Origin of the sequence: Pedobacter immunditicola (assembly GCF_037482985.1) — a bacterium.
GTDB lineage: Bacteria > Bacteroidota > Bacteroidia > Sphingobacteriales > Sphingobacteriaceae > Pedobacter > Pedobacter immunditicola.
This window is the reverse complement of sequence record NZ_JBBHKC010000001.1, coordinates 197,604-218,052: the sequence shown is the minus strand read 5'-3', so window position 1 is coordinate 218,052 and position 20,449 is coordinate 197,604. Positions and strand designations below refer to the sequence as shown.

The 20,449-nt window shown below is 41.6% G+C and carries 13 protein-coding genes; 3 read left to right on the top strand and 10 right to left on the bottom strand.

What is annotated here, in order from left to right:
- Positions 1-159: 159 nt before the first annotated feature.
- Positions 160-4,074, top strand: a complete 3,915-nt coding sequence (locus tag WG905_RS00925; protein WP_339589805.1) for a hybrid sensor histidine kinase/response regulator transcription factor — start codon at positions 160-162, stop codon at positions 4,072-4,074.
- Between the two features lie 51 nt (positions 4,075-4,125).
- Here the strand turns inward: WG905_RS00925 and WG905_RS00920 are convergent, their stop codons facing one another.
- A complete protein-coding gene (locus tag WG905_RS00920) occupies positions 4,126-4,974 on the bottom strand; it encodes a glycoside hydrolase family 16 protein (protein WP_339589804.1) in 849 nt (282 codons plus the stop codon).
- A gap of 430 nt (positions 4,975-5,404) precedes the next feature.
- Here WG905_RS00920 and WG905_RS00915 point away from each other — a divergent pair, with 430 nt between their 5' ends.
- Positions 5,405-6,622 (top strand): FG-GAP repeat domain-containing protein, encoded by a 1,218-nt coding sequence (locus WG905_RS00915; RefSeq protein WP_339589803.1) that lies wholly within the window; start codon positions 5,405-5,407, stop codon positions 6,620-6,622.
- Positions 6,623-6,795: 173 nt separating this feature from the next.
- Positions 6,796-7,143: a YegP family protein gene (locus WG905_RS00910; protein WP_339589802.1), complete on the top strand. Its 348-nt coding sequence runs from the start codon at positions 6,796-6,798 to the stop codon at positions 7,141-7,143.
- Between the two features lie 161 nt (positions 7,144-7,304).
- On the opposite strand, the gene WG905_RS00905 is transcribed toward WG905_RS00910, so the two are convergent.
- The 9 genes from WG905_RS00905 to WG905_RS00865 all read right to left on the bottom strand — a co-directional run bounded on the left by WG905_RS00905 (position 7,305) and on the right by WG905_RS00865 (position 20,394).
- Positions 7,305-8,690, bottom strand: coding sequence for an enolase C-terminal domain-like protein (locus WG905_RS00905; RefSeq protein WP_339589801.1), 1,386 nt, complete (start codon positions 8,688-8,690; stop codon positions 7,305-7,307).
- A 78-nt stretch (positions 8,691-8,768) separates the two neighbouring features.
- Positions 8,769-10,298, bottom strand: a complete 1,530-nt coding sequence (locus WG905_RS00900) for a DUF7133 domain-containing protein (protein WP_339589800.1) — start codon at positions 10,296-10,298, stop codon at positions 8,769-8,771.
- A 1-nt stretch (position 10,299) separates the two neighbouring features.
- Positions 10,300-11,421: a plastocyanin/azurin family copper-binding protein gene (locus tag WG905_RS00895; protein WP_339589799.1), complete on the bottom strand. Its 1,122-nt coding sequence runs from the start codon at positions 11,419-11,421 to the stop codon at positions 10,300-10,302.
- Between the two features lie 386 nt (positions 11,422-11,807).
- Entirely contained in the window at positions 11,808-14,699 is a 2,892-nt protein-coding gene (locus WG905_RS00890; protein WP_339589798.1) for an AsmA family protein, read from the bottom strand.
- 137 nt (positions 14,700-14,836) lie between these two features.
- Positions 14,837-15,331: a hemerythrin domain-containing protein gene (locus WG905_RS00885; RefSeq protein WP_339589797.1), complete on the bottom strand. Its 495-nt coding sequence runs from the start codon at positions 15,329-15,331 to the stop codon at positions 14,837-14,839.
- Between the two features lie 10 nt (positions 15,332-15,341).
- Positions 15,342-17,627 carry a nitric-oxide reductase large subunit gene (locus WG905_RS00880; RefSeq protein WP_339589796.1) on the bottom strand — a complete coding sequence of 762 codons (2,286 nt, stop codon included), beginning with the start codon at positions 17,625-17,627 and terminating at the stop codon, positions 15,342-15,344.
- Between the two features lie 16 nt (positions 17,628-17,643).
- Positions 17,644-18,174 (bottom strand): azurin, encoded by a 531-nt coding sequence (gene azu / locus WG905_RS00875; RefSeq protein ID WP_339589795.1) that lies wholly within the window; start codon positions 18,172-18,174, stop codon positions 17,644-17,646.
- A 107-nt stretch (positions 18,175-18,281) separates the two neighbouring features.
- Positions 18,282-19,079 (bottom strand): slipin family protein, encoded by a 798-nt coding sequence (locus tag WG905_RS00870; protein WP_339589794.1) that lies wholly within the window; start codon positions 19,077-19,079, stop codon positions 18,282-18,284.
- Positions 19,080-19,107: 28 nt separating this feature from the next.
- Positions 19,108-20,394, bottom strand: a complete 1,287-nt coding sequence (locus WG905_RS00865) for an NfeD family protein (RefSeq protein ID WP_339589793.1) — start codon at positions 20,392-20,394, stop codon at positions 19,108-19,110.
- Positions 20,395-20,449: the final 55 nt, after the last annotated feature.

Sequence of the window (20,449 nt, the reverse complement as noted above, 5' to 3'; positions counted from 1 at the left end):
CCCATTGAACATGTTTGTTATTGTCTGAATTTATTCCAAAATTGTCCAGGAGGCTCTAAAAACGCATAAAATCAAAAGTACTTCTCGAATTATGCTGATTATTATTTATCAATGCGGTCGTTCTTCCATATATTTAGGTCACCGTAATTCATAACCAGTTTGGCATACAAATACTCAAAAGCGATCTTCCTATTGCTTCTTCTATTTTCGATCATTAGTAAGGAAGTCCGGGCAGACCAAGGCTATTATTTTAAACAAATATCTTTAAATGAAGGGCTGAGCCAATCTACGGTGCGCTGTGTATTAAACGATCGTAATGGATTTATCTGGATCGGGACAAGGTATGGTCTTAACCGTTTTGACCGGTATAACCTAAAGAGCTACGTATACAAAAAGAACGATCCGAAATCTATTCCCGGAAACCAGATTAACTTTATTCTGGAGGATAAAACCGGTAACATCTGGGTAGGTACAGAGAATGGCCTTGCTTTATATAACGCTCGTACAGATAATTTTGATGTTATAAAATACCACAATAAGGCTCTTTTAGCACGCTCGGCAGTTGAGCTGCCTGGAGGTGTGCTATTCGGTGGGGAAGGAAAACTTTTCGAATTCACCTTTAATAAGAAACGTTTACAGCATATCTCTACAACAGGTAAAGAGACTACTTTGGAAATGTTTACCGGCATGAAACTATGGGAGAATCAAAAGGTTCTTTTGTATACCCGGAGAAGTGGAGTATGGCTATTCAATCCGCAGGACAAATCGTTGGCGCCTGTTTCTTTCATTAAAGACCGAGAAATAATGGATCTTTATATAGACAGCCGTCAGCAGATTTGGGTTGCTCCCTATGGTCAGGGAATTAAAGCTTACGACCATGATGGTAAACAACTTTACCAATACAACAGCCGGAATTCGGGACTCAGCAATGATATTGTGCTGGATGTCCTTGAACGCGACCACAAACTATGGATCGCTACTGATGGTGGAGGAATCAATATCCTGGACCTTAAAACCAAAACCTTTTCTGCACTGAAACACGTGCCTGGCAATGCGGCATCCCTTCCGGAAAATTCCATTTTAACTTTGTACCATGACCGCGAAAACAACCTCTGGGCAGGAAGTATCAGGGGTGGTCTTATTTCCATTCGAAAGGCTTTCATCAATACCTATAAGGATGCCCCGCTCAATAGCGTACATGGACTTAGTGAAAAAACAGTATTGAGTATTCATGAAGAAAAGACGGGCATTCTATGGATTGGCACCGACGGGGGCGGAATAAACCGTTTTGATCCAACGAAAATGGTTTTTAAACACTATATATCTACTTACGGTTTAAAAATTGCTTCCATTTCAGGCTTTAACGATAAAGAACTGCTCATCTCTGCATTTAGTAAAGGTCTGTACCTTTTTAACAAGATAACGGGCACCATCCAACCCTTCCATAGCAATAAAATAAATTATCAGGGTGAAATCATTAAGTCTTCCGGCATAGCGGTGAACGTAAAGAAGGTTTCAGCTGATGATATCTACCTTTTTGCAAATCAAATTTTCCGATACCATATCCCAACCCAGAAATTTACAGCGGTCAATTATAACTCGGCAGCAAATGCCTATAGCGCCATGTTGAGGATATCTTCAGACGCTGTACGAACTCATCTTTTTGGGCCTTATGGCGTCTTCGAGCTCAATCATGCACAGCACAAGATCAGGAATGTGTTTCGGCTTCAGCCCAACAATAATCCGATCATGGCTGCAGCCCGAGACCAGCGAGGGATTTTCTGGATTGGAAACCGTGACGGACTAATGCAGTACGATCCCCAGCAAAAAGCATTAAAAAGAATAAAAACCAGTCTATTCAGTGAAGTTTCGACAGTAGTTGCCGACAGCGCCGGGCGGTTATGGATCGGCGCAGAGAACATGGTATTTTTATACCTCATTAAGGAAAACAAGTTTGTAGCCTTTGGCGAATCGGACGGCGTAGTGCCGAACGAGTTTTTTTACAAGCCCTCACTGATTGCAACTAACGGAGATATTTACCTGGGCGGTGTAAGAGGATTGCTTCACATCAAAAAGAATATCCCTTCTATAGCTGCAGATGCTCCTGTGATCAAGTTACTGGGTCTTGAACTAAATGGTGCTGTTATGGCTATTGATCGGGCCGCAGCGACTAATGAGGTAACCATACCCTGGAACCATACCTCATTGGTGATCAAAATTATGGCCAGGGAAAAAGATGTTTTCCGAAAAAAGATGTTCCGGTTTAAAATAGTCGGCCTGAATGCACCGACCACGGAGACCTATGACCACTCTTTTGCTATCGGTTCCTTACCCATAGGTAGTTATAAAGTTTTGGTGTCATGTGGTCTTAAAAACGGAGGCTGGAGTGAATTTTCGGAAGTATTAAATATCAATGTGCCACCACCATGGTTCAGAAGCTCCTGGTTTATAGGTTTGATTTTGCTTGTTACCTCGGCCTCCATCGTGTCGTTTTACCGGATGGCTATTGCCAAAAGGGAACGCATGCTGCGATGGAATATGAAAGAGCATGAACAAAAAACTTACGAAGCTAAGATCAGGTTCCTGATCCACATCAGCCACGAATTAAGAACACCGCTCACCCTTATTTACTCTCCTCTTCAAAGAATTTTAAGCAATAAAAAACTTGATGAAGACCTTGGCAAAAAACTAAGAAGTGTTTATCAGCAGGCAAGCCATATGAAAGAAATCATTGATATGGTTTTAGATGTCCGAAAGATTGAACTCGGACATGAAAAGCTTAAATTAGAACGTCAACACTTAAATAACTGGCTAAGCAAAATAGCTGGTGATTTTTCCAATGAATTTGAAAGTAAAAACATACAAGTAGATTATCAGCTTGACGAAACGATTGGAGAACTTGTTTTTGACGAGAAAAAATGCAAACTCATTTTATCAAATTTATTAGTCAATGCCCTTAAATTCAGTCGGCCTGATACCACTTTAAGCATATCCAGCCGCCGACTGGAAAAATTTATCCGTATTGCTGTGGCTGATGAAGGTATAGGCTTGGACCATGCAGATATCGGTCAGTTGTTCAAACCATTTTACCAGGGCTCACATCAACAACACGGAAGCGGAATCGGGCTATCGTTTTCCAAAATATTAATAGAAATGCAAGGCGGGCATATCGGGGCTGAGAACAACAGCAAAAAAGGGGCTACTTTTTATTTTGATTTACCTATTGACCTGGAATTGAGTCATTCAATTTCCATCGCTGAACCTGGGTCCTTTCCACCTGGCAGCGATTTCACGACTACGGGCAATTCGATAATGATCGTAGAAGATGAACTGGAACTGCGTTTGTTCCTGGTGGATAGTTTAAAACCATACTTTAAAGAGGTGTTTGAAGCAGACGATGGCCTGCAGGCGCTGGAGCTAACAGAAAGGCACCATCCAGATATTATATTAAGCGATGTAATGATGCCTAAACTAGATGGATTTGAGTTTTGTAAACGCCTCAAAGAAGATGTAAATATCAGCCATATTCCTATTGTGTTGCTAACCACACAAGGGGATGCCGAAAGCAGAAACCTGGGCTATAAACTTGGTGCAGATGCCTACATGGCCAAGCCATTTGAACTGGATTTTTTGCAAACCCTGTTGGGTAACTTGTTAAAAAACCGGGAAGCGGTAAAGGCAAAGTATAAAAGTTCGAGTCCATTTACCGCTGTCAAAGAAGGAACTTTTAGCAGCGCTGATGAATTGTTTATGAGTAAACTGAACCAATTAATTGCCAACAACCTGGATAACGAGAACCTACATGTAGATTTTCTTACGGATAAAATGGCCATGAGCCGTGCCAGCTTATACAGCAAACTGAAAAGCATCGCCGATATTGGAGTTAACGATTACATCAATAAATTCCGTTTGGAGAAAGCGGTTTATCTACTAAGTCATACAGACAAAAGTATCATGGATATTGCAGATGCAGTAGGATTTGCTAACCAAAGATATTTCAGTACTGTTTTCAAACAATTCTACCAAACCACGCCTACACTTTACCGGCAAAAAAACAAAGTAAAAATACCGTGATCGAAATGAGAAGGACGGTACAGCGAACCGAAAACTGCGCCGGCCTTAGGTTTATTTAAGCTTGTAAATCCTTACCCAATCCACTTTCATTTCGAAAGGGAGGTCTGCATTTTTGATTGCACCTGGCCAGCCTGCACCGCCAGCCTGATTTAAAATCAGGTAAAATGGTTTGTCAAAAGGCCATTGCAGCGGCGTCGCATTTGCAACTTTTGAATAAGTATATTGGAGCACATTATTTACATAAAATTCGATAGCTGAAGGACTCCAAATCACTGCATAAGTATTATAATCTTCAGTATTGTATTTAGTCGCGTGTGTGGCGGTACTTGCACCTTTCGCATTGGTTACCGAACCGTTATGTATGGTTTGATGAATGACATTTTCATAATTGACTTGTTCCATAATGTCAATTTCACCGCTTTTTGGCCATCCACCATAAGCAGTTGGCAGCTCAGGCATCATCCATATGGCCGGCCATGAGCCCTGCCCTCTCTTGAACTTTGCGCGTACTTCGACCTTGCCATAGCGGAAGCTGAATTTGGTAGAAGTTTGAATGCCACCCGAATGGTAAGGAATAGGATCTCCGTCAATGACAGCATTATCCATTTTCAATACTACATTACCTCCATCCTGGCAAACATAATCTGGGTTTGAAGTTAAATACTTGTTCCATGCAGACGTTTGGCGTTTGCAGTACATCCACTTACTGGTGTCAAAATTCCCAGTCGAATTAAATTCGTCCGAAAACACCAGCTTCCATGCTGTTGGTGAGACAGTAGAATTTTTGACCATTTCTGACTGAACAGCCCGTTTTGATGACGATTTTTTTTTCGTCAATGTAGTTTCTGAACAGGAGCACAACACTAATAAACAAAGTGTCAAGAGGTATAGAGATTTCATGGGATTTGGTTAAAATAAATACTGGTTATTTGCGACACAATATAGGATGAAAATAATATCGGTGTGTTCGTTTTTATCTGTTAGAGATTCAATCTTATCTAAAATGTGAGAGCAAACAATGAATTGACGCCAGCAAAGAAACATTGTTCATTTTCGCTTGATATCTATTAAAAACCATATGTACGCTGATCAAAATAAATGTTTATTTTAGTAACGATTACACTCCTATAATCATTTCAACCCTAATTCAAACTAACTTCTCAATTTAACGTTGTACATGCCCAAGCTTAGGCACTGGTTCAAATTTGGGAAATGTGCATAAGATTGTTCAAGAAGAAGCAAACAAAAAACTGTACATGCTGTACTAAGTGAGTAACAAGTCCAATAGCGAACAATTAAAAAACTGTATCATCATCAAATCAAGACAATTATGCAGCCCTCCCTATCCCAAAAATTATATGCGATTACCGCAGTACTGTGCTTCGTTATCATTCAAAGTGCCTGTTCACAAAGCATAGAAACCAAATATTTTAAGGATGTTACTACGACCCATTTACCCTTAGCTGCGGAAGCACATACCTTAGATGTGGTAATTGCAGATGTAAACGGAGATGGGCATTTAGATGCGATACTGGCTTTAGAAAAACAGCCTAATCGATTGTACCTGAACGACGGCACTGGAAAGTTCACCTGGAAAAAAGGTGTTTTTGCAGAAAAATCGCACGATACAGAACACGTACGTGTAGCAGATTTTGATCAAGATGGAAATCTAGATGTCATCTTTGTCGCTGAAGACGATCAACACCACGAGTTCTATTTAGGGAATGGAAAAGGAACTTTCAGCAATGTAAGCGAGCGCCTGCTTGCAAAAAGTGAAGCAAATGGCCTGGACATCGGTGATGTCAACGGAGATGGTTTGATGGATGTTATCATCGGTAATACAGGACCTACAAAACAAAACTTCCTATGGCTTAATAACCCAGAAAAACCTGGACACTTTTTAGAGGATACCAAAACGGGTTTGCCAGCAATCGATCAAGAAACGCAATCCGTTAAGTTAGCTGATTTAAATGGGGACAAACACTTAGATTTAATCACAGGAAACGAGGTTCCGCCCAATCGTTTATTTTTTAACGATGGAAAAGGACGTTTCACTGAACAGGCAGAAAAGCTGGAACTATTGATTCCTTTACATACCAGGGAAGTTATAACCTTCGATGCCAATGGAGATCAACACCCAGACATCCTATTTCTTAACTTAACGAGCAATGGTGGTGCTTTTGAAAAAGATCCGACCGCTCGTTTATTGATCAATGATGGCAAAGGAAACTTTAAAGACGAAACGGCTAAAAGAATCCCTAAGCAGGACTATTCCACTTACGCTGGAGCAATCATTGACTTCAACCACGATGGGCATCCAGATATCATCTTAAGCGCGCTTAAGATCCCACCATTCGAAGCGATGCAAGTACAAGCCTTGCAAAACGATGGCCAGGGAAATTTCAAATCGGTAACCAGCGAAGTTATGCCTGAATCTACGGTAGGCAGAAGCTGGGGAATTGCGATTGGTGATGTAAACGGTGATGGTAAGCTGGACCTTTTTATCGGCCAATGGGGAACACAAGCGAGATTACTTTTTGGGAAATAAAGTCGTAATTGATCTATTGTGGATAATCCACGATCAGTAGGCGTAATGCGTAATGACAAGATCAATGATGTTCTGGGTAGAAATTGATTAACTATAAATAAATTCGGTAAAATTCCTATATTTATTTCAGGCGAATGCCTGATCAATCATCTTTTACCCCTAAACAAAAACACATGGGAAAATTTATCATTACCAAAAGAACCAATGGAGAGTTTCAATTCAATTTAAAGGCAGGCAATGGCCAATCAATCTTGAGCAGTGAGGGCTATACGACGCGGACAAGCTGTGAAGCAGGCATTGCATCTGTAAAAAAGAATGCGCAGATCGACACCCGGTTTGAACGTAAAACATCCACTAACGGTAAACCATATTTCAACCTGAAGGCAAGCAACGGCCAGGTCATCGGCAATAGTGAAATGTATGAAAGTGAAAGTTCAAGAGAGGCTGGCATATCTTCTGTGATGAAAAATGCTGGAGAGGCGGTCACTGAAGATCAGACCTTGGAGCAAGCTGCAGGGTAATCCTGCTCTAAATAATTAAAGAGGTTCATCATTTTATCCTCATGAACCTCTTTAATATTGTTTTTTATTCATAGCTACCCAATAACAATACATTATTTACTATTCAGTTAGCACATCGTTAAGTCGTTTCGAAAAAGAAGTGCCGCCAAACCAAAAACAGTTTATTTAGTCGTAGCAAACATATCCTGATAATGAGCTGATGGCTCAAAGATTCCCCCGCTTCGTTCGTAAAAATCTTTATTTAATTCAAAGACCCCATTTTTCACCTGCATCCATGAAGCGCCGGCAGCAGGATGATAATTCACCATATTCTTCCAGTTACGATAATTCATATCGCCGTTTGTTTCCATAAGACCCATACCAATTTCAGGGAATGGAGCTAAACGGCTCGCCAGATTTTTATTCCAGTCAATTAAAATCGGGTTAACCGTTAAATCAGCACACAAGCAAGGAACATGACGATCATGAGCCAGCTTTGCGATTTTCATACTCATACTCAGGGTTTTGGCAATACCTTTCAAAACCATGGCCGTGTAACCCTGCTCTAATCTGCTGATTGCGTCTGCCTCATTATGCACGCTTTCATCAGCTGCAATTCTTATTCCTGTATCCCTTACATCCTCCTCATTACGTTCATTCAGAGGCTCTTCCACTAACTTGATCTGATCAAGGGCCCCTATCTTTTTTGCATGATCCAGGTACCGCAATAAGGTTTCCTTCTTCTCATAACGCCCATTGGCATCAAGGGTATAAATGAGCTTCCCATCTGAAGTCTGATCAGTTCTCAAACCCTTAAGGGTATCATGGATCAGGCTGAGCCGTTCCATGTCGGCAGCCAGCATTTCGGACTGTGATCCGGGTGCACCAGTTTTGATCTTAAACACAAAATACCCCTGATTGGCGGCATTCTTCACATCCATCATCGGCATCCCATAAGGGATCTGGTACATCACAGCGATCTTATCATTTTGATGAGACAAAGCTTTTTTGTAAGGCCCGGGGATCATTGCATCAAAGGTGCCGAAGTTGTTCTCTGCGCCATACAAAAGCCAGGCAGCATTATCCACGCTCACTAAGGCATTATAGACGAAGTTGATGTTCAGATCGGATTTGCCTGTTATTTTTTTCCCTTCCTCCATCACTGCCGGCAATATTTTATCCAGCAATTCAACCGGTGTCAGAAAAGGAGTTTGTTTGACCAGTTCCAAAGCCTTATTCATCAGCACATACATCAGTGCGTTCCCATTAGCTTCCGAATGAGCAGCAAACAAATCAGCATCACCGTATAGCACACTTTGAGTGGCAATCCCAATCTTAAGTTTACCAGAACCTGATTGCATCCCGGACGCAATTTGCCATAACTCCGTTAAATAACCTCCTTTAACGCCGAAGGGGCGTATGAGTTTTTCGCGTTCAAAATCTGAACGTGTATTGACTACACGGATCATCTTTGCAGCCTCCTGAGCAGCAGACGTTCTATTTGTTAAATCGAGTGAATTCATTGCAGCCATCATACCAGCAGTTTTTACAAATTTTCTTCTGTTCATATAATTCCGGAATTTAGGTTGCCCCGCAGCATTCTCTTAGCCATACCCTTATTTCCTTTAGTTATAAAGGTCTTAATTTCATTTCGCCTCAGACGCTTTAGCTATTACGAGCTTATTGAGGGTGTAACAAATCAGTTTATTAGCTAGAGGTTCTCCCTGAGCAGTTTTCACATCGCCCAGGCTTAACTCATAAACATATCCGGGTTTCAAAGCACTCAATGTGAGGGAAACTTTTTTCCGATCGCCGGATATTTTAATGCCCCTAACCGGTATCGCCTGAACATCAACCTGGTCGGAGCCGTACTTTTTATGGTATTGATAATAGTAATGCCTGAACTTGTAATTTGCCAGGTTGGTTGCAGATGCGGCATCCATCGGCTGCGTAAATTCAAGGTCAAAGCCCGTAGCCGTAAGCTTCATGCTATATATATCCGCCGGTGTCTTTCCGGTGAACACAATCCTTTGAATTCCTTTGGCGCCTGCCCAGCCATGTGCAGCCTGACCAATCCATAGGCTCCCATCTGGTGCGAAAGCCAGGCGATTATTCCCTTTCTGCAAGCCGTTGTCGTCTATAAAAGGGATACAGGCTCCTTGAATTGCCCCGTCAATTTCCTCAAGCATCACCCTTACGATCCTCGGACTGTTCATCTCTCCAACAAATAGTTGTCCCGCAAAAGGCCCAAATTTTCCGTTTGTGTGATCAATCAGCGGTTGAGTTGGCGAATTTGCCATGATACCATGAGGAAACAAAACGCTCGCTTTCGTCCGCATGCTATCCAATTTCCCTACTGGCAATGTTAAAGGATTCTCGTTTTTCCATGACTTCTTCCATACCAAACTAGAAGGTTGTCCATAAAAATTACCCTCCTGAATATGATATAATGCACTGGTACCCACCCAATCGCCCTGATTCTCGGTAACGAACAAGTTGCCTTTCTGATCAAAACCTATACCGTTAGGAGAACGTAATCCACTTGCAATGGGCAATAATTCGCCTTCGGGTGTCAGTTTCATCATCCAGCCCCGGTAAGGGACAGCAGAAAACATTTGTCCTTTATGCCCCATCGTTGTGGTATCCAGAACGCCTCTTACCTCTTCCAAAATCCCACCGCCCGACGATGCGGCGTTAAGACCGATGAACAGGTTACCCTCTCTATCTTTTACCGGTCCGTAGTTAAACTCATGATAATTTCCAGTTATACCGAAATCATCTGTCATTGTTTCATAAAGATCAGCCAGTCCGTCGCCATCTGTATCTTTGATACGGGTCAACTCAGGGCGCTGCATCACGATAAACTCGGAAGCATTGACCGGTAAAATACCCAGCGGTTCCTGCAAGCCTTCAGCAAACAATTTCCACTCTTTTGTTTTGGGATTATAAATCATCACCTCTCCCCTGAGGAAACAAGCAACCAGTCTGCCGTCAGGCAAAAAATCAATGGCTCCTACTTCAGCGGTCAACCCTTCAGGCAGTTCAATAGACGCTACAGTATATGGTGTTTTTGCCTCCACTTTCGATGCTTTGCCACCAAAACCGTTCTTGTTGTATATTAAAAAAACAGCAAACAGGACTAAACCACCTAGTAGCAGCGCGATTATTAACTTCATCCTATTCATATAATCCCCCTTTCTTTTTCGTCATGGTGATGGTAAACTTTTTGGCTTCGGCAGGCGTTAATTCCAATTTTCCTCCTGACCATTTGCCTGCAGAAGAGGAATACTTGATGCCATCATCCGGGCGGAATACAAACCAAACCGGCTGCTTTGCCTCAGGAATCCTGAAGGTCCTCACCAATCCTGTTCCATCAGCTTTTTCTTTGATCAGTTCATATACACTGGTACCGTTCATCAGGTAATGAAATTCGGGGTAACGCGCGATTAAACGGTAACCTTTAAATTGTACCTCAGGAATATTCCCGACGCTCCCCGTACGAAGCGGATATTCGGTTCTGTCACGATAAAATACGGTGCCCAGATTTTTTGCTACGGCTTGCCGATGACCGGCCCATAACTCTTTCATATCCAAAAAGTCGCCTTCGGTGGCAAAACGCAAGCGGCTGGTACCAGCATCCCAGAAATAGGATAAATTTTGAGGTAGACGAACTGCAATAGTAGCCGGGCCGCTATTGGCAACAAAAGTCCGGTACAAATAAGGCGGTTTTTCTTTGTAGGGATGAGCTGCAGCTTGATGACCTGCATGTTCCGCAGTACTGCCCTTATCGACAGTCCCCCTACGGTTTGGCGGTATATTCAGGTCATCCTTTAAGGCTGGAAGCGGGCCTTCGGTAACATACATTGCGCCGAACATCACAAAACCATGACCCGGATAAGTACACACAAAAGGAAAAACGCCCGGCTTTTTGGGAACGGTGAAAGTAATGGATTGGCTCTCCCCTGGTTCAAGCGAAGGAATGGACCATAAAACCCCTTTATGATTAGGTATATAACTCAATCCAGGACCTTTATCGCCCATTTTCAGCGCTGCATCTACCACATTTTGTCTTTCACCCGGAAGTGTAATGATCAGGTTGTGCACCATGTCGTCGCTGTTTGTTAAAATGAGCTTTACTTTAGCCCCTGGCTTTACATTGAAACGGGCCAGGTCATATTGCAAGCCTGTAATGGCCTTTAACTTGATGATGACAAGTTCTTCTTGAAAATTAGACCAAACTCTTGTAGGCGCTGTCATCAACAAGATCACAGCGAATAATAACTTCTTTTTAGATAACATTAAATTCTATTTACTTGGAGATATTTCAAGAGGCTTTGTCCATTCCTTTCGAAGAAGCGCCCCCTTAAAAACGATCCGTGTACGTATACGTTTATACCAAAGTAAAGTAATTTCTTTAAAAATTAGAATTTTAGCCTAATTATATTGAGATGAAATACGGAGTTATAAAAATTAAATAACTGAGCGCGGAATTAGGGATTTGGTGCGGAAGGTTGTTATAATAATAGCTGATGGAAATTTCATCAAGAATGGACCTACCCTTGATCTACCTTTTTTGAGTAAAACGTAGATACAACGTAGATCCATGGTACATCCACCCTAGATCCATTATCACCTATCACTAACTTGTTTTATACTGAACTCTAGAAAAGAGAGGTATCTCTACCTTAATTTTCCTTAACGTCTAAGTTCACTTGTTTTTCTGCATTTTTAGCTTTCTTTTCCTGCGCCTTTTTCTCTTTGCGCTGCTCTCCTGCTGATCTCTTTTGATCACGTTTCTCTTCGCGGATAACCTTGTTAATTTTCTTATTATACACGGCAGTTAAAATCCGCTGACCGTTTCTGCTGAAAAACTTGATTTTCGGCTTTTCACTTGTTCCTGTTACTGCAACCGGAACACTGACCCAACCAGCTGGCGGCAGCCCTACTTTGACCAGGACATCCAATAATCCGTTGAAACTTGTAGTTCCACTGATGGAAGGCCTGAGAACGGAGACTTTAAATTTGAATTCATTAATGTAGATCAGATTATTCTTGATGTGTGTGACAATGTTGACCCCTGCCATATCAGGATTATTGAACGCATCAGCCCCTACGTTATCGCCGATCACTGATAGCATTTTTAGGTCTTTTACTGCTACATCCTGTAGGTTTACTATTCCTCCGCCCTCTAAAGAAGGATAGATAGGATTCATATTTTGATCAAAATCACCTTTTAGCTTATAATCCAGCGACACAATTCCGCTCACATTCTTTGCAGAAGTAGCCATTTCCCGCACCATGTCGATTTCTTTGTATGCCCTTTGCACATTGAAGTTCTTTACTTTAAATGCAATATCAAAGTTGGCGGTTAAGGGCGATTCATCCTGATAACGGGCATCCACCTTCATCCTGCTTCCAATAATATCGAATAACGTGTTCTTCAAAAATAGCTGGCCTTTATTTATAGAAGCCACTCCCTGAACCCGATTGATATCCAACCCTTTAAAACCTACCTTTTTTGCATTGACCTTTAAGGAAACATCCAGATTTTTCGGAATGATTACGACACCGCTGCTTTTAGGATTTTCAGCTTTCGCATATTCCACTTCTAAAGATTTATCATTATTGTCACCACTCTTCAGCGCCATAAATTCATCGACCAAAATATAATTAGCATTTAGCGTAAAGTTTCCACTAAGGGTTCCTTTGCGGTCGATAAAATAATTCATCGTATTTAAGAGATGACCATTTAGCGAAAAGTCAGATTTTCCATAAGTGGCATAAAACTTCCTAAACCGCATTTTTTCATTCTTAAACTCGAAGCTTCCCTCTTTAACATAAAATGTCTTCGGCAGGTAGGCAGTATGTGCTTTTATGTTTTTCAGGATCAGGGTGCCTTTGTGATCAAGTTTGCTATACTGACCAGTGGTGGCATAACTTTGTCGCCCATTAAGAGAAAGGTCCGCCCTGATTAATCCACTGACATCCAACCCTTTTCTGGCAAATACCTGGTAAATTCTTCCAACATTCAAAACCCCTTTAGCGCGTACTTTATACAGCAGATCTTCGAAATTCTGTAAATCCACGTCAACAAACACCGGATTCCCTTCGAAATCAAATTTGAAAGGAGCAAGTTTCACCCCAAGGCTACTGAAGGTTCCGTCAGTATTTTTGATGTTAGCTGTCAGATTGATATTCTTTATCGGGTTCGGATAAGCTGTTGTTTTTAACCAGCCGTCCTTCAGCTTAAGAAATCCATTGGTTTTCGGAAATAGTTTTTTATCCTTGCTGAAGATGCCGTTTGCCTTCATGTCGGCATTCACCAGACCTCTGATCTCCATATCTTTTAAACCTAAGGCCTCATCCAGTGTCTGCAGGTTGACAGCACCTTTGATATCAGCATTTACTTTCATTTCGCTCAATCCTTTGGTTTTAACAACCGCCCGGAAAGTGTTTTTCTCTCCCAGGTCGAAGCTTAATTTCTTTAGATCCAATCCCAATTTTTCCGGATCTAATGCGGGGAAATCGATATTCAGATCAACATTCAGCTTGTTCATCGGCACGGGCGCCTTTTTGCTGGAAATGACACCATCCTCAACCAGCAGATGCGCTGTAAAATTCGGCTTCAGGTTCCTTGGTTTACTAAACTTTCCTTTCAGGCTGAAAAACAGATCGCTGTTACCCCTTAGCTTGGTATCCTTCGCCCAATCGAGATATTCTGGTGGCAGCACAGAAATCATTTCACGAATGGTGGTTTTTTCCGAAGCAGCTTTGATATCGAGGTCATAACCATCCTTAAGGATACTCACTAAACCAGTGAATTTTAAGGGGAGATCATTGATCTTCAGTTCATTTTTTTTAAGTACAAAAGTCAACGCATTGGTATTGATTCTTGTAATCAGGTGAGCACGCAAGGATTTTTGTTTGGCATAATAGACTCTGTTGAGGCTAAAATCCAATTGATCAATTTTAAGATCAGTTTTGAGATCAAAAATATCCTCACTCAGTCCACCTTTCCCTACATAATTAAGTCCTTTTGCATCCACCAGTATTTTAGCCGTATGGTCTTTATATTTAATATGCCAGTTCTTTAATTTAACGAGGCCGAGCTTAAGGGAGGTGCCCTTTTCGGTGGTATCTGCTGGACTTTTAGCGGGGCTGGATACATAAACATTATAATTGGCCTGCCCTTTACTATCGACATAAACATTTGCATAAGCATCATTTACGTAAATCGCGCCGATTTTAACGTCACCATCAAAAATCATATTTATCAGATTGATTCCTACTGCCACTTCTTTTGCTGACAGTAATGTATCCTGCTGATAGGGCTTTGATCCTTTAAGTAATAAGTCATCAACAGATACCGTAAGGGCGGGGAAATGCCGGAAAAATGTAAGGTGCATTTTCTTATATTCAAGTTCCCCCGCCAGGCGCTTATTGGCTAATATTTTTACCTGCTTAGAAATAGTCTCAGGTAACAATAATGGAATAATAAACAGCAGAAATAATATAAATGCGATAAAGATCCCAACCCATTTTAAGGTCTTCAGAACCAGTTTTTTAATCGTTTCCATACCTTGAAATATTGATTCGATTGATCAGCAGATATTACACTTCTAAGCTATCTAAAATCAAGCCAGCTTCTTATCGAAATTTGCATGGTTTGGCCACTTTAATCCAAAGAGGACATCATAGAACAGCGGTCTTTCTCTCAGCTCTGCTTTGGCCTCACCCAAAACTCATCTGGATATTCATCCTTAAATTTGTGATCGTCAATTTCAAGTTCATCATGAATGGAGCTTAAAGTTTGTTCATCTAGCAGCTTCTCCAGCGTAGGAAAAACGACCCGTTCCTCAAACCGAATATGATTATTGAGCATGTCGATAAGCTCAATAAAAATATTTGGGTTGATTATAGAAGAATGATTGATCGTCTGAATATGATCCTTCAGTACTGCATGCTCTTTTTTGGCTTGAAGACAAAAAGGCGCGTCGACCACGTCAAACAGCAGTCTTTCTTCTTTTTCAAAATGGGCGATCAGGTGTCCGTTCATGAAGTAGTTTACATAATTCTTTAACCTTTCCACTGAAACACCAATTCCAATCCCTTGTTTTATCTTCCAAGAGAACAGTAGTCCAGCATGATGCTCTCTGGACAGGCTCTTTAGTTGTTCGCTGCGTTTAAGCGGCTCGAGTTTATTTTTCATCTTAAATAAATTATAGATTATCTATCAACACGGCTTCATTCTGTTTTTCTTTCAAAGCCATTTTAGTTTTCTTTCTAAATGATATTTCAAAAACAAAATAACACAGCGCTAAAATTCCAAAGCCGAAAATGGTGTCACCAATTGCACGAAGCCATTTTAGCATTACCATTAAAGGTTGCTGCATCAATTCACTGGAACGAGCGTACCACATTCCATGTTCTATGCTTGCTATGGCCTGCCAGATGCCTACCGGCAACAGGCTTAGTAACGCCATAGCCAGGAGACCGATATTGGTCGACCAAAAAATAAACTTCATCAACTTCTCGTTCCATATTTCATGTCTGTAGAGACTTCTCAAAACGAAGAGCATCAATCCTATCCCCAGCATTCCATAAACGCCAAATAAAGCGGTATGTCCATGCAACGCTGTCGTATTCAATCCCTGAACATAGTACAACGCTATTGGCGGATTGATGATAAAGCCAAAAACACCTGCTCCCAGGAAATTCCAGAAAGCGACTGCAATCATATAATAAATTGGCCATTTATAATCCCGAATCCACACTGTGGATTTGGAAAGACGGTAATTATGGTAGGCTTCATACCCAATGAGAACTAGGGGCACGATCTCCAGCGCACTGAAAGTAGCACCAATTGCCATGACGCCAACCGGTGTTCCCGAAAAATATAAATGATGACAGGTTCCCAATATACCTCCCGACATAAAAACGATGGTCGAAAAGAGTACATTCAGGGTTGCAGTTTTGGTCTTAAGTAAGCCCAGACGTACAAAAAGAAATGCGATAACGACCGTGGCGAATACTTCGAAGAACCCTTCCACCCACAGGTGAACAACCCACCAACGCCAATACTCAGCAATCGCTAAATTGGTTTGCCTTCCCCACATTAACCCTGCAGCATAAAATAAGGCTATTGCCGTGCAGGAAATCAGGAACATGATGATCAGATTCTTTTCAGCAGTTTTTTTCCTGAGTACGGGTAACAAAGGTCTGACCATCAAAGCAAGCCATAAAAACAAGCCGATCAGCAAAAACACCTGCCAAAATCTACCAAGATCAACATATTCGTAACCCTGATGACCAAACCAGAAGTTCTGAATCAAATCAAGTTTTTGCATTACGCCGAGCCACTGTCCGGCCATTGACCCCAATACAATAATGATCAAGGCAATGAAGAGAAAATTAACTCCAAAAACCTGAAATTTAGGATCCTTACCAGATACGGCTGGAGCAATATATAATCCTGTTGCAAGCCATGCGGTGGCGATCCAGAAAATTGCCAGCTGGGTATGCCAGGTCCTGGTTACTGCATAAGGCAAAAACTGATCCAGTGGAATCCCATAAAAGCCATTTCCTTCAACGCCGTAATGTGCCGTGATTACCCCTAGTACTACCTGGAGCACGATGAGCAAACTGACCACAAGGAAATACTTTTTGATTCTGAACATAGATGGCGTCATTCCCTGTTTCAATAATGGATCGGCTACTGGTGTTTCGAGGTGTTCATTTTCACCTGATTTTACATGATAAAAAACCAATATCCCAATACAGAAAATCAATAAGATGATGCTTACACCCGACCAGATTAACAAACTTGAGGTGGGTACATTTCCCACCAGTTCATCAGAGGGCCAGTTGTGTGTATATGATACCTTGGAATTGGGCCTTTCGGTTACTGTTGCCCAAGTTGCCCAAAAGAAAAAGGCATTCATCTTATGCATTCGTTCCGTATCCTTAATCGACATTTTCGGAATTGCATAATCATGACGAAGCTTGTCAAAGCTAGGATCATCCATGAACAGTCCCTTATAATAATTGCTCAGGTAGGCAATTGCTTCAATCCGGTCCTGGGAGACGGTTATGGTATTGGTCTGCGCATTATAGGTGTTTTTCCGCAGATCTTGCTGTAGCCGGATTTTCAATCCTGCTTGTTGTTCCTCTGTTAATGTATTGAAAAGCTTATTAAAATCCTTCTTTGCATAGGAGTCTAAAATAAAAACAGCTTCCCGGTGTAGCCAGTCGGCTGTCCAATCTGGTGCCACATATGCTCCGTGACCCCAGATGGTACCTACTTCCTGCCCTCCCATACTTTGCCAGACATTCTGGCCATCTTTTATCTCGGCTTCTGAAAAGATAGTTTTGTTATCAACTGAAACAATTCGTGCTGGTATTGGCGGGGCCTGCTGATAAATTTCATAACCAAAATAACCCAGTATCGCAAAGGATATGCCCATTACCAGGGCAAATCCAAGCCAAAGTTTTCTTTCTCTATTCACCTTGTATTTTTTTAGCTTATTCTACAATCAGTTTACCTTTCATCATAGAAACGTGGCCAGGAAAGGAGCAGATAAAATCGTATGTACCTTTTTCAGTAACCGTAAAAGTTATGGTATCTGATTCCCCACCACCAAGAAGCTTTGTGTATGCAATGATACTGGCACTTTCAGTTTTTGGAATGTATTCATTGTCTTTAGCCTCCATCGCTTTTTTCGCGAAAGCAGCCATATCAGTACCGGGCTTCAGCAAAACAAAATTATGTCCCATCGCATTCTTAGCTAATGTGCCAGTATGCTTAAGCGTTAAGGTGACAAGCTGTCCTGCGGCAATTTTAAACTCGGTCTGACTGAACTGCATTTGATCATTTCCTTCCAGGGACAGCACATTGCTGAGTTTAGCTTCAACCGGCTTTGTTGGTTCGGCTTCTACTGTTGGGGTTGCTGCAGGTGTTGTTGTCGCAGATTCTTTTTTCGAGTTTTCTCCACAAGATAAAAGCACGATACTCATGGCAATGGCAATTACTGTACGATTTAATAGCTGTTTCATTATAAGTTATTTTGATGATAATTATTGGTTTTTAATTATCATCAAAGTTATCAGCTCCAAAGGCTTTGCTTTATGATTAAGATCATAAAGCGATCCATAAAGTCACATTATATAGAAATATCTGGCTTATCTTCCTTCGGATGAATCTCTACAGCTGGCTGCATAAAAGGTTTCAATAAATCAATTGGGACAGGGAAAATGGTAGTTGAATTATTTTCTGTCGCAATTTCACGAAGTGTTTGCAGGTAGCGTAGTGTAAGTGCACTTGGCTGTTCGCTTAAGATTTTTGCAGCGTCAGACAAACGTTGTGAGGCCTGGAACTCCCCTTCTGCAGAAATCACTTTTGAACGTCTTTCCCGCTCGGCCTCGGCCTGTTTAGCCATTGCCCTTTGCATTTCCTGCGGAAGGTCTATTTGTTTCACCTCAACAGCTGTTACCTTTATCCCCCATGGCTCCGTTTTCAAATCGATGATCTGTTGTAAGTTCAGGTTTATTTTATCCCGCTGCGAGAGCAGATCGTCCAGCTCCGACTGCCCCAGCACACTACGCAGGGTTGTTTGCGAAAACTGAGAAGTAGCCGTTAAATAGTTCTCCACCTCCACTACAGCTCTTTGAGGATCTATTACCCTAAAATAGATTACGGCATTAACCTTTATAGACACATTGTCCCGTGTAATCACATCCTGTGGTGGCACATCCATCACGACAACACGCAGGGATATGCGTACCATCTTATCTATAAAAGGAATCAAAAGAATCAGGCCAGGTCCTTTTGGCCCCCTGTCAAGCACCCGACCTAAACGAAAAATAACTCCCCTTTCATATTCACGAAGTATACGGATCGCACTGGAAAGTATGATGACTGCAAATAAAATGAGCACTATAATAAACACATTGTAATACATAAACACCTCCTTTTATTGAGAAATAAATTTATACGGCATGCTCCAGTGGCTCCACGAATAAAGTAAGCCCGCTAACCTTGATTACCTTTACCAGCTCCCCTTTGCTAATTTTTCCTTTGGTTGATTCTGCAGTCCACACTTCCCCATTTACCTGAAGTTGTCCCTGAGGGTCCAGTTGTGTCAGTGTTTCTCCAATTTGTCCAAGTAAGATATGGATCCCCGTCACTGTTTTTAGTCGCTGTGCCCGCAATCCTAAGCCAATTACAAAGAGAAAGAAAGCTGTGCTTATACCAGTAACCGAAATGATGATTCCGGTAGATATTTTGATCATATCCAATGAAGAACTTGATTTGAATAACATGACAGAGCCAAGGAAAAGAGAAACTACCCCTCCAATGGCCAACACCCCATGACTAACCACTTTAATTTCAAGCAGAAATAACACTAAAGAAAAGATGATCAACATTAAGCCGGCATAATTAACCGGTAAGGTATTCATGGCAAAAAAAGCAAGGATCAGACTAATCACGCCCACCACCCCCGGCAACACAGCCCCTGGGTTGAACAATTCAAAATATATCCCAAGCATGCCGAGCATGAGTAAAATGTAAGCAATATCAGGATTACTGATAAAGTCAAGCAGCTTCTCAGACGTACTCATCTCCACATATTGAATTTTTGCTCCTTTTGTATGTAAGGTCACATTCCCAGTGCTTAATTCTACATTTCGGCCATCTATCTGGTTAAGCAATGTAGTTTCATCTGGAGCGATATAATCGATCACATTATTTTTGAGTGCTTCATTTGCGGTAATGGATAAACTATTTCTTACTGCATCTTCCGACCATTCGAGATTTCGTTTTCGCTTTTCTGCTATACTTCGGATAAAGGCGGCGGCATCATTTGTGGCTTTTATATTCATCACTGAATCTGTCTTGCCGCCCATATTTATGGGGTGTGCAGCACCAATATTGGTTCCGGGTGCCATGGCGGCAATATGAGCTGCAAGGGTGATAAAAACTCCGGCTGAACCTGCATGTGCACCGGATGGGGAAACGTGAACCACCACAGGAACCGGTGACATCAGCATATCGCTAACAATAGCACGGGTAGATTGCAGTAAGCCTCCTGGTGTATTGAGTTGAATAACCAGACATGCTGCTTTTTCTCTGCTTGCCTTTTCAATTCCATCATGAATAAAGGAGGCTGAAACCGGATTGATTGTACCTTCAATCTTTATCACCACAACCCTTTGTGCGCTCAACATCAAAGGGAAACAAATGAGAAAAATCAAGAATAAAATCTTATTCTTCATACGATGAAATTCATTGTCTCAAACCATATGAATATACTGAAAATCAACGAGAAAC

Coding starts and splice junctions, on each gene's coding strand:
- WG905_RS00920 (WP_339589804.1), bottom strand. CDS start 4,974: ATGAAATCTCTATACCTCTTGACACTTTGTTTATTAGTGTTGTGCTCC.
- WG905_RS00890 (WP_339589798.1), bottom strand. CDS start 14,699: ATGGAAACGATTAAAAAACTGGTTCTGAAGACCTTAAAATGGGTTGGG.
- azu (WP_339589795.1), bottom strand. CDS start 18,174: ATGAAACAGCTATTAAATCGTACAGTAATTGCCATTGCCATGAGTATC.
- WG905_RS00870 (WP_339589794.1), bottom strand. CDS start 19,079: ATGTATTACAATGTGTTTATTATAGTGCTCATTTTATTTGCAGTCATC.
- WG905_RS00905 (WP_339589801.1), bottom strand. CDS start 8,690: ATGAACAGAAGAAAATTTGTAAAAACTGCTGGTATGATGGCTGCAATG.
- WG905_RS00910 (WP_339589802.1), top strand. CDS start 6,796: ATGGGAAAATTTATCATTACCAAAAGAACCAATGGAGAGTTTCAATTC.
- WG905_RS00915 (WP_339589803.1), top strand. CDS start 5,405: ATGCAGCCCTCCCTATCCCAAAAATTATATGCGATTACCGCAGTACTG.
- WG905_RS00885 (WP_339589797.1), bottom strand. CDS start 15,331: ATGAAAAATAAACTCGAGCCGCTTAAACGCAGCGAACAACTAAAGAGC.
- WG905_RS00895 (WP_339589799.1), bottom strand. CDS start 11,421: ATGTTATCTAAAAAGAAGTTATTATTCGCTGTGATCTTGTTGATGACA.
- WG905_RS00865 (WP_339589793.1), bottom strand. CDS start 20,394: ATGAAGAATAAGATTTTATTCTTGATTTTTCTCATTTGTTTCCCTTTG.
- WG905_RS00900 (WP_339589800.1), bottom strand. CDS start 10,298: ATGAAGTTAATAATCGCGCTGCTACTAGGTGGTTTAGTCCTGTTTGCT.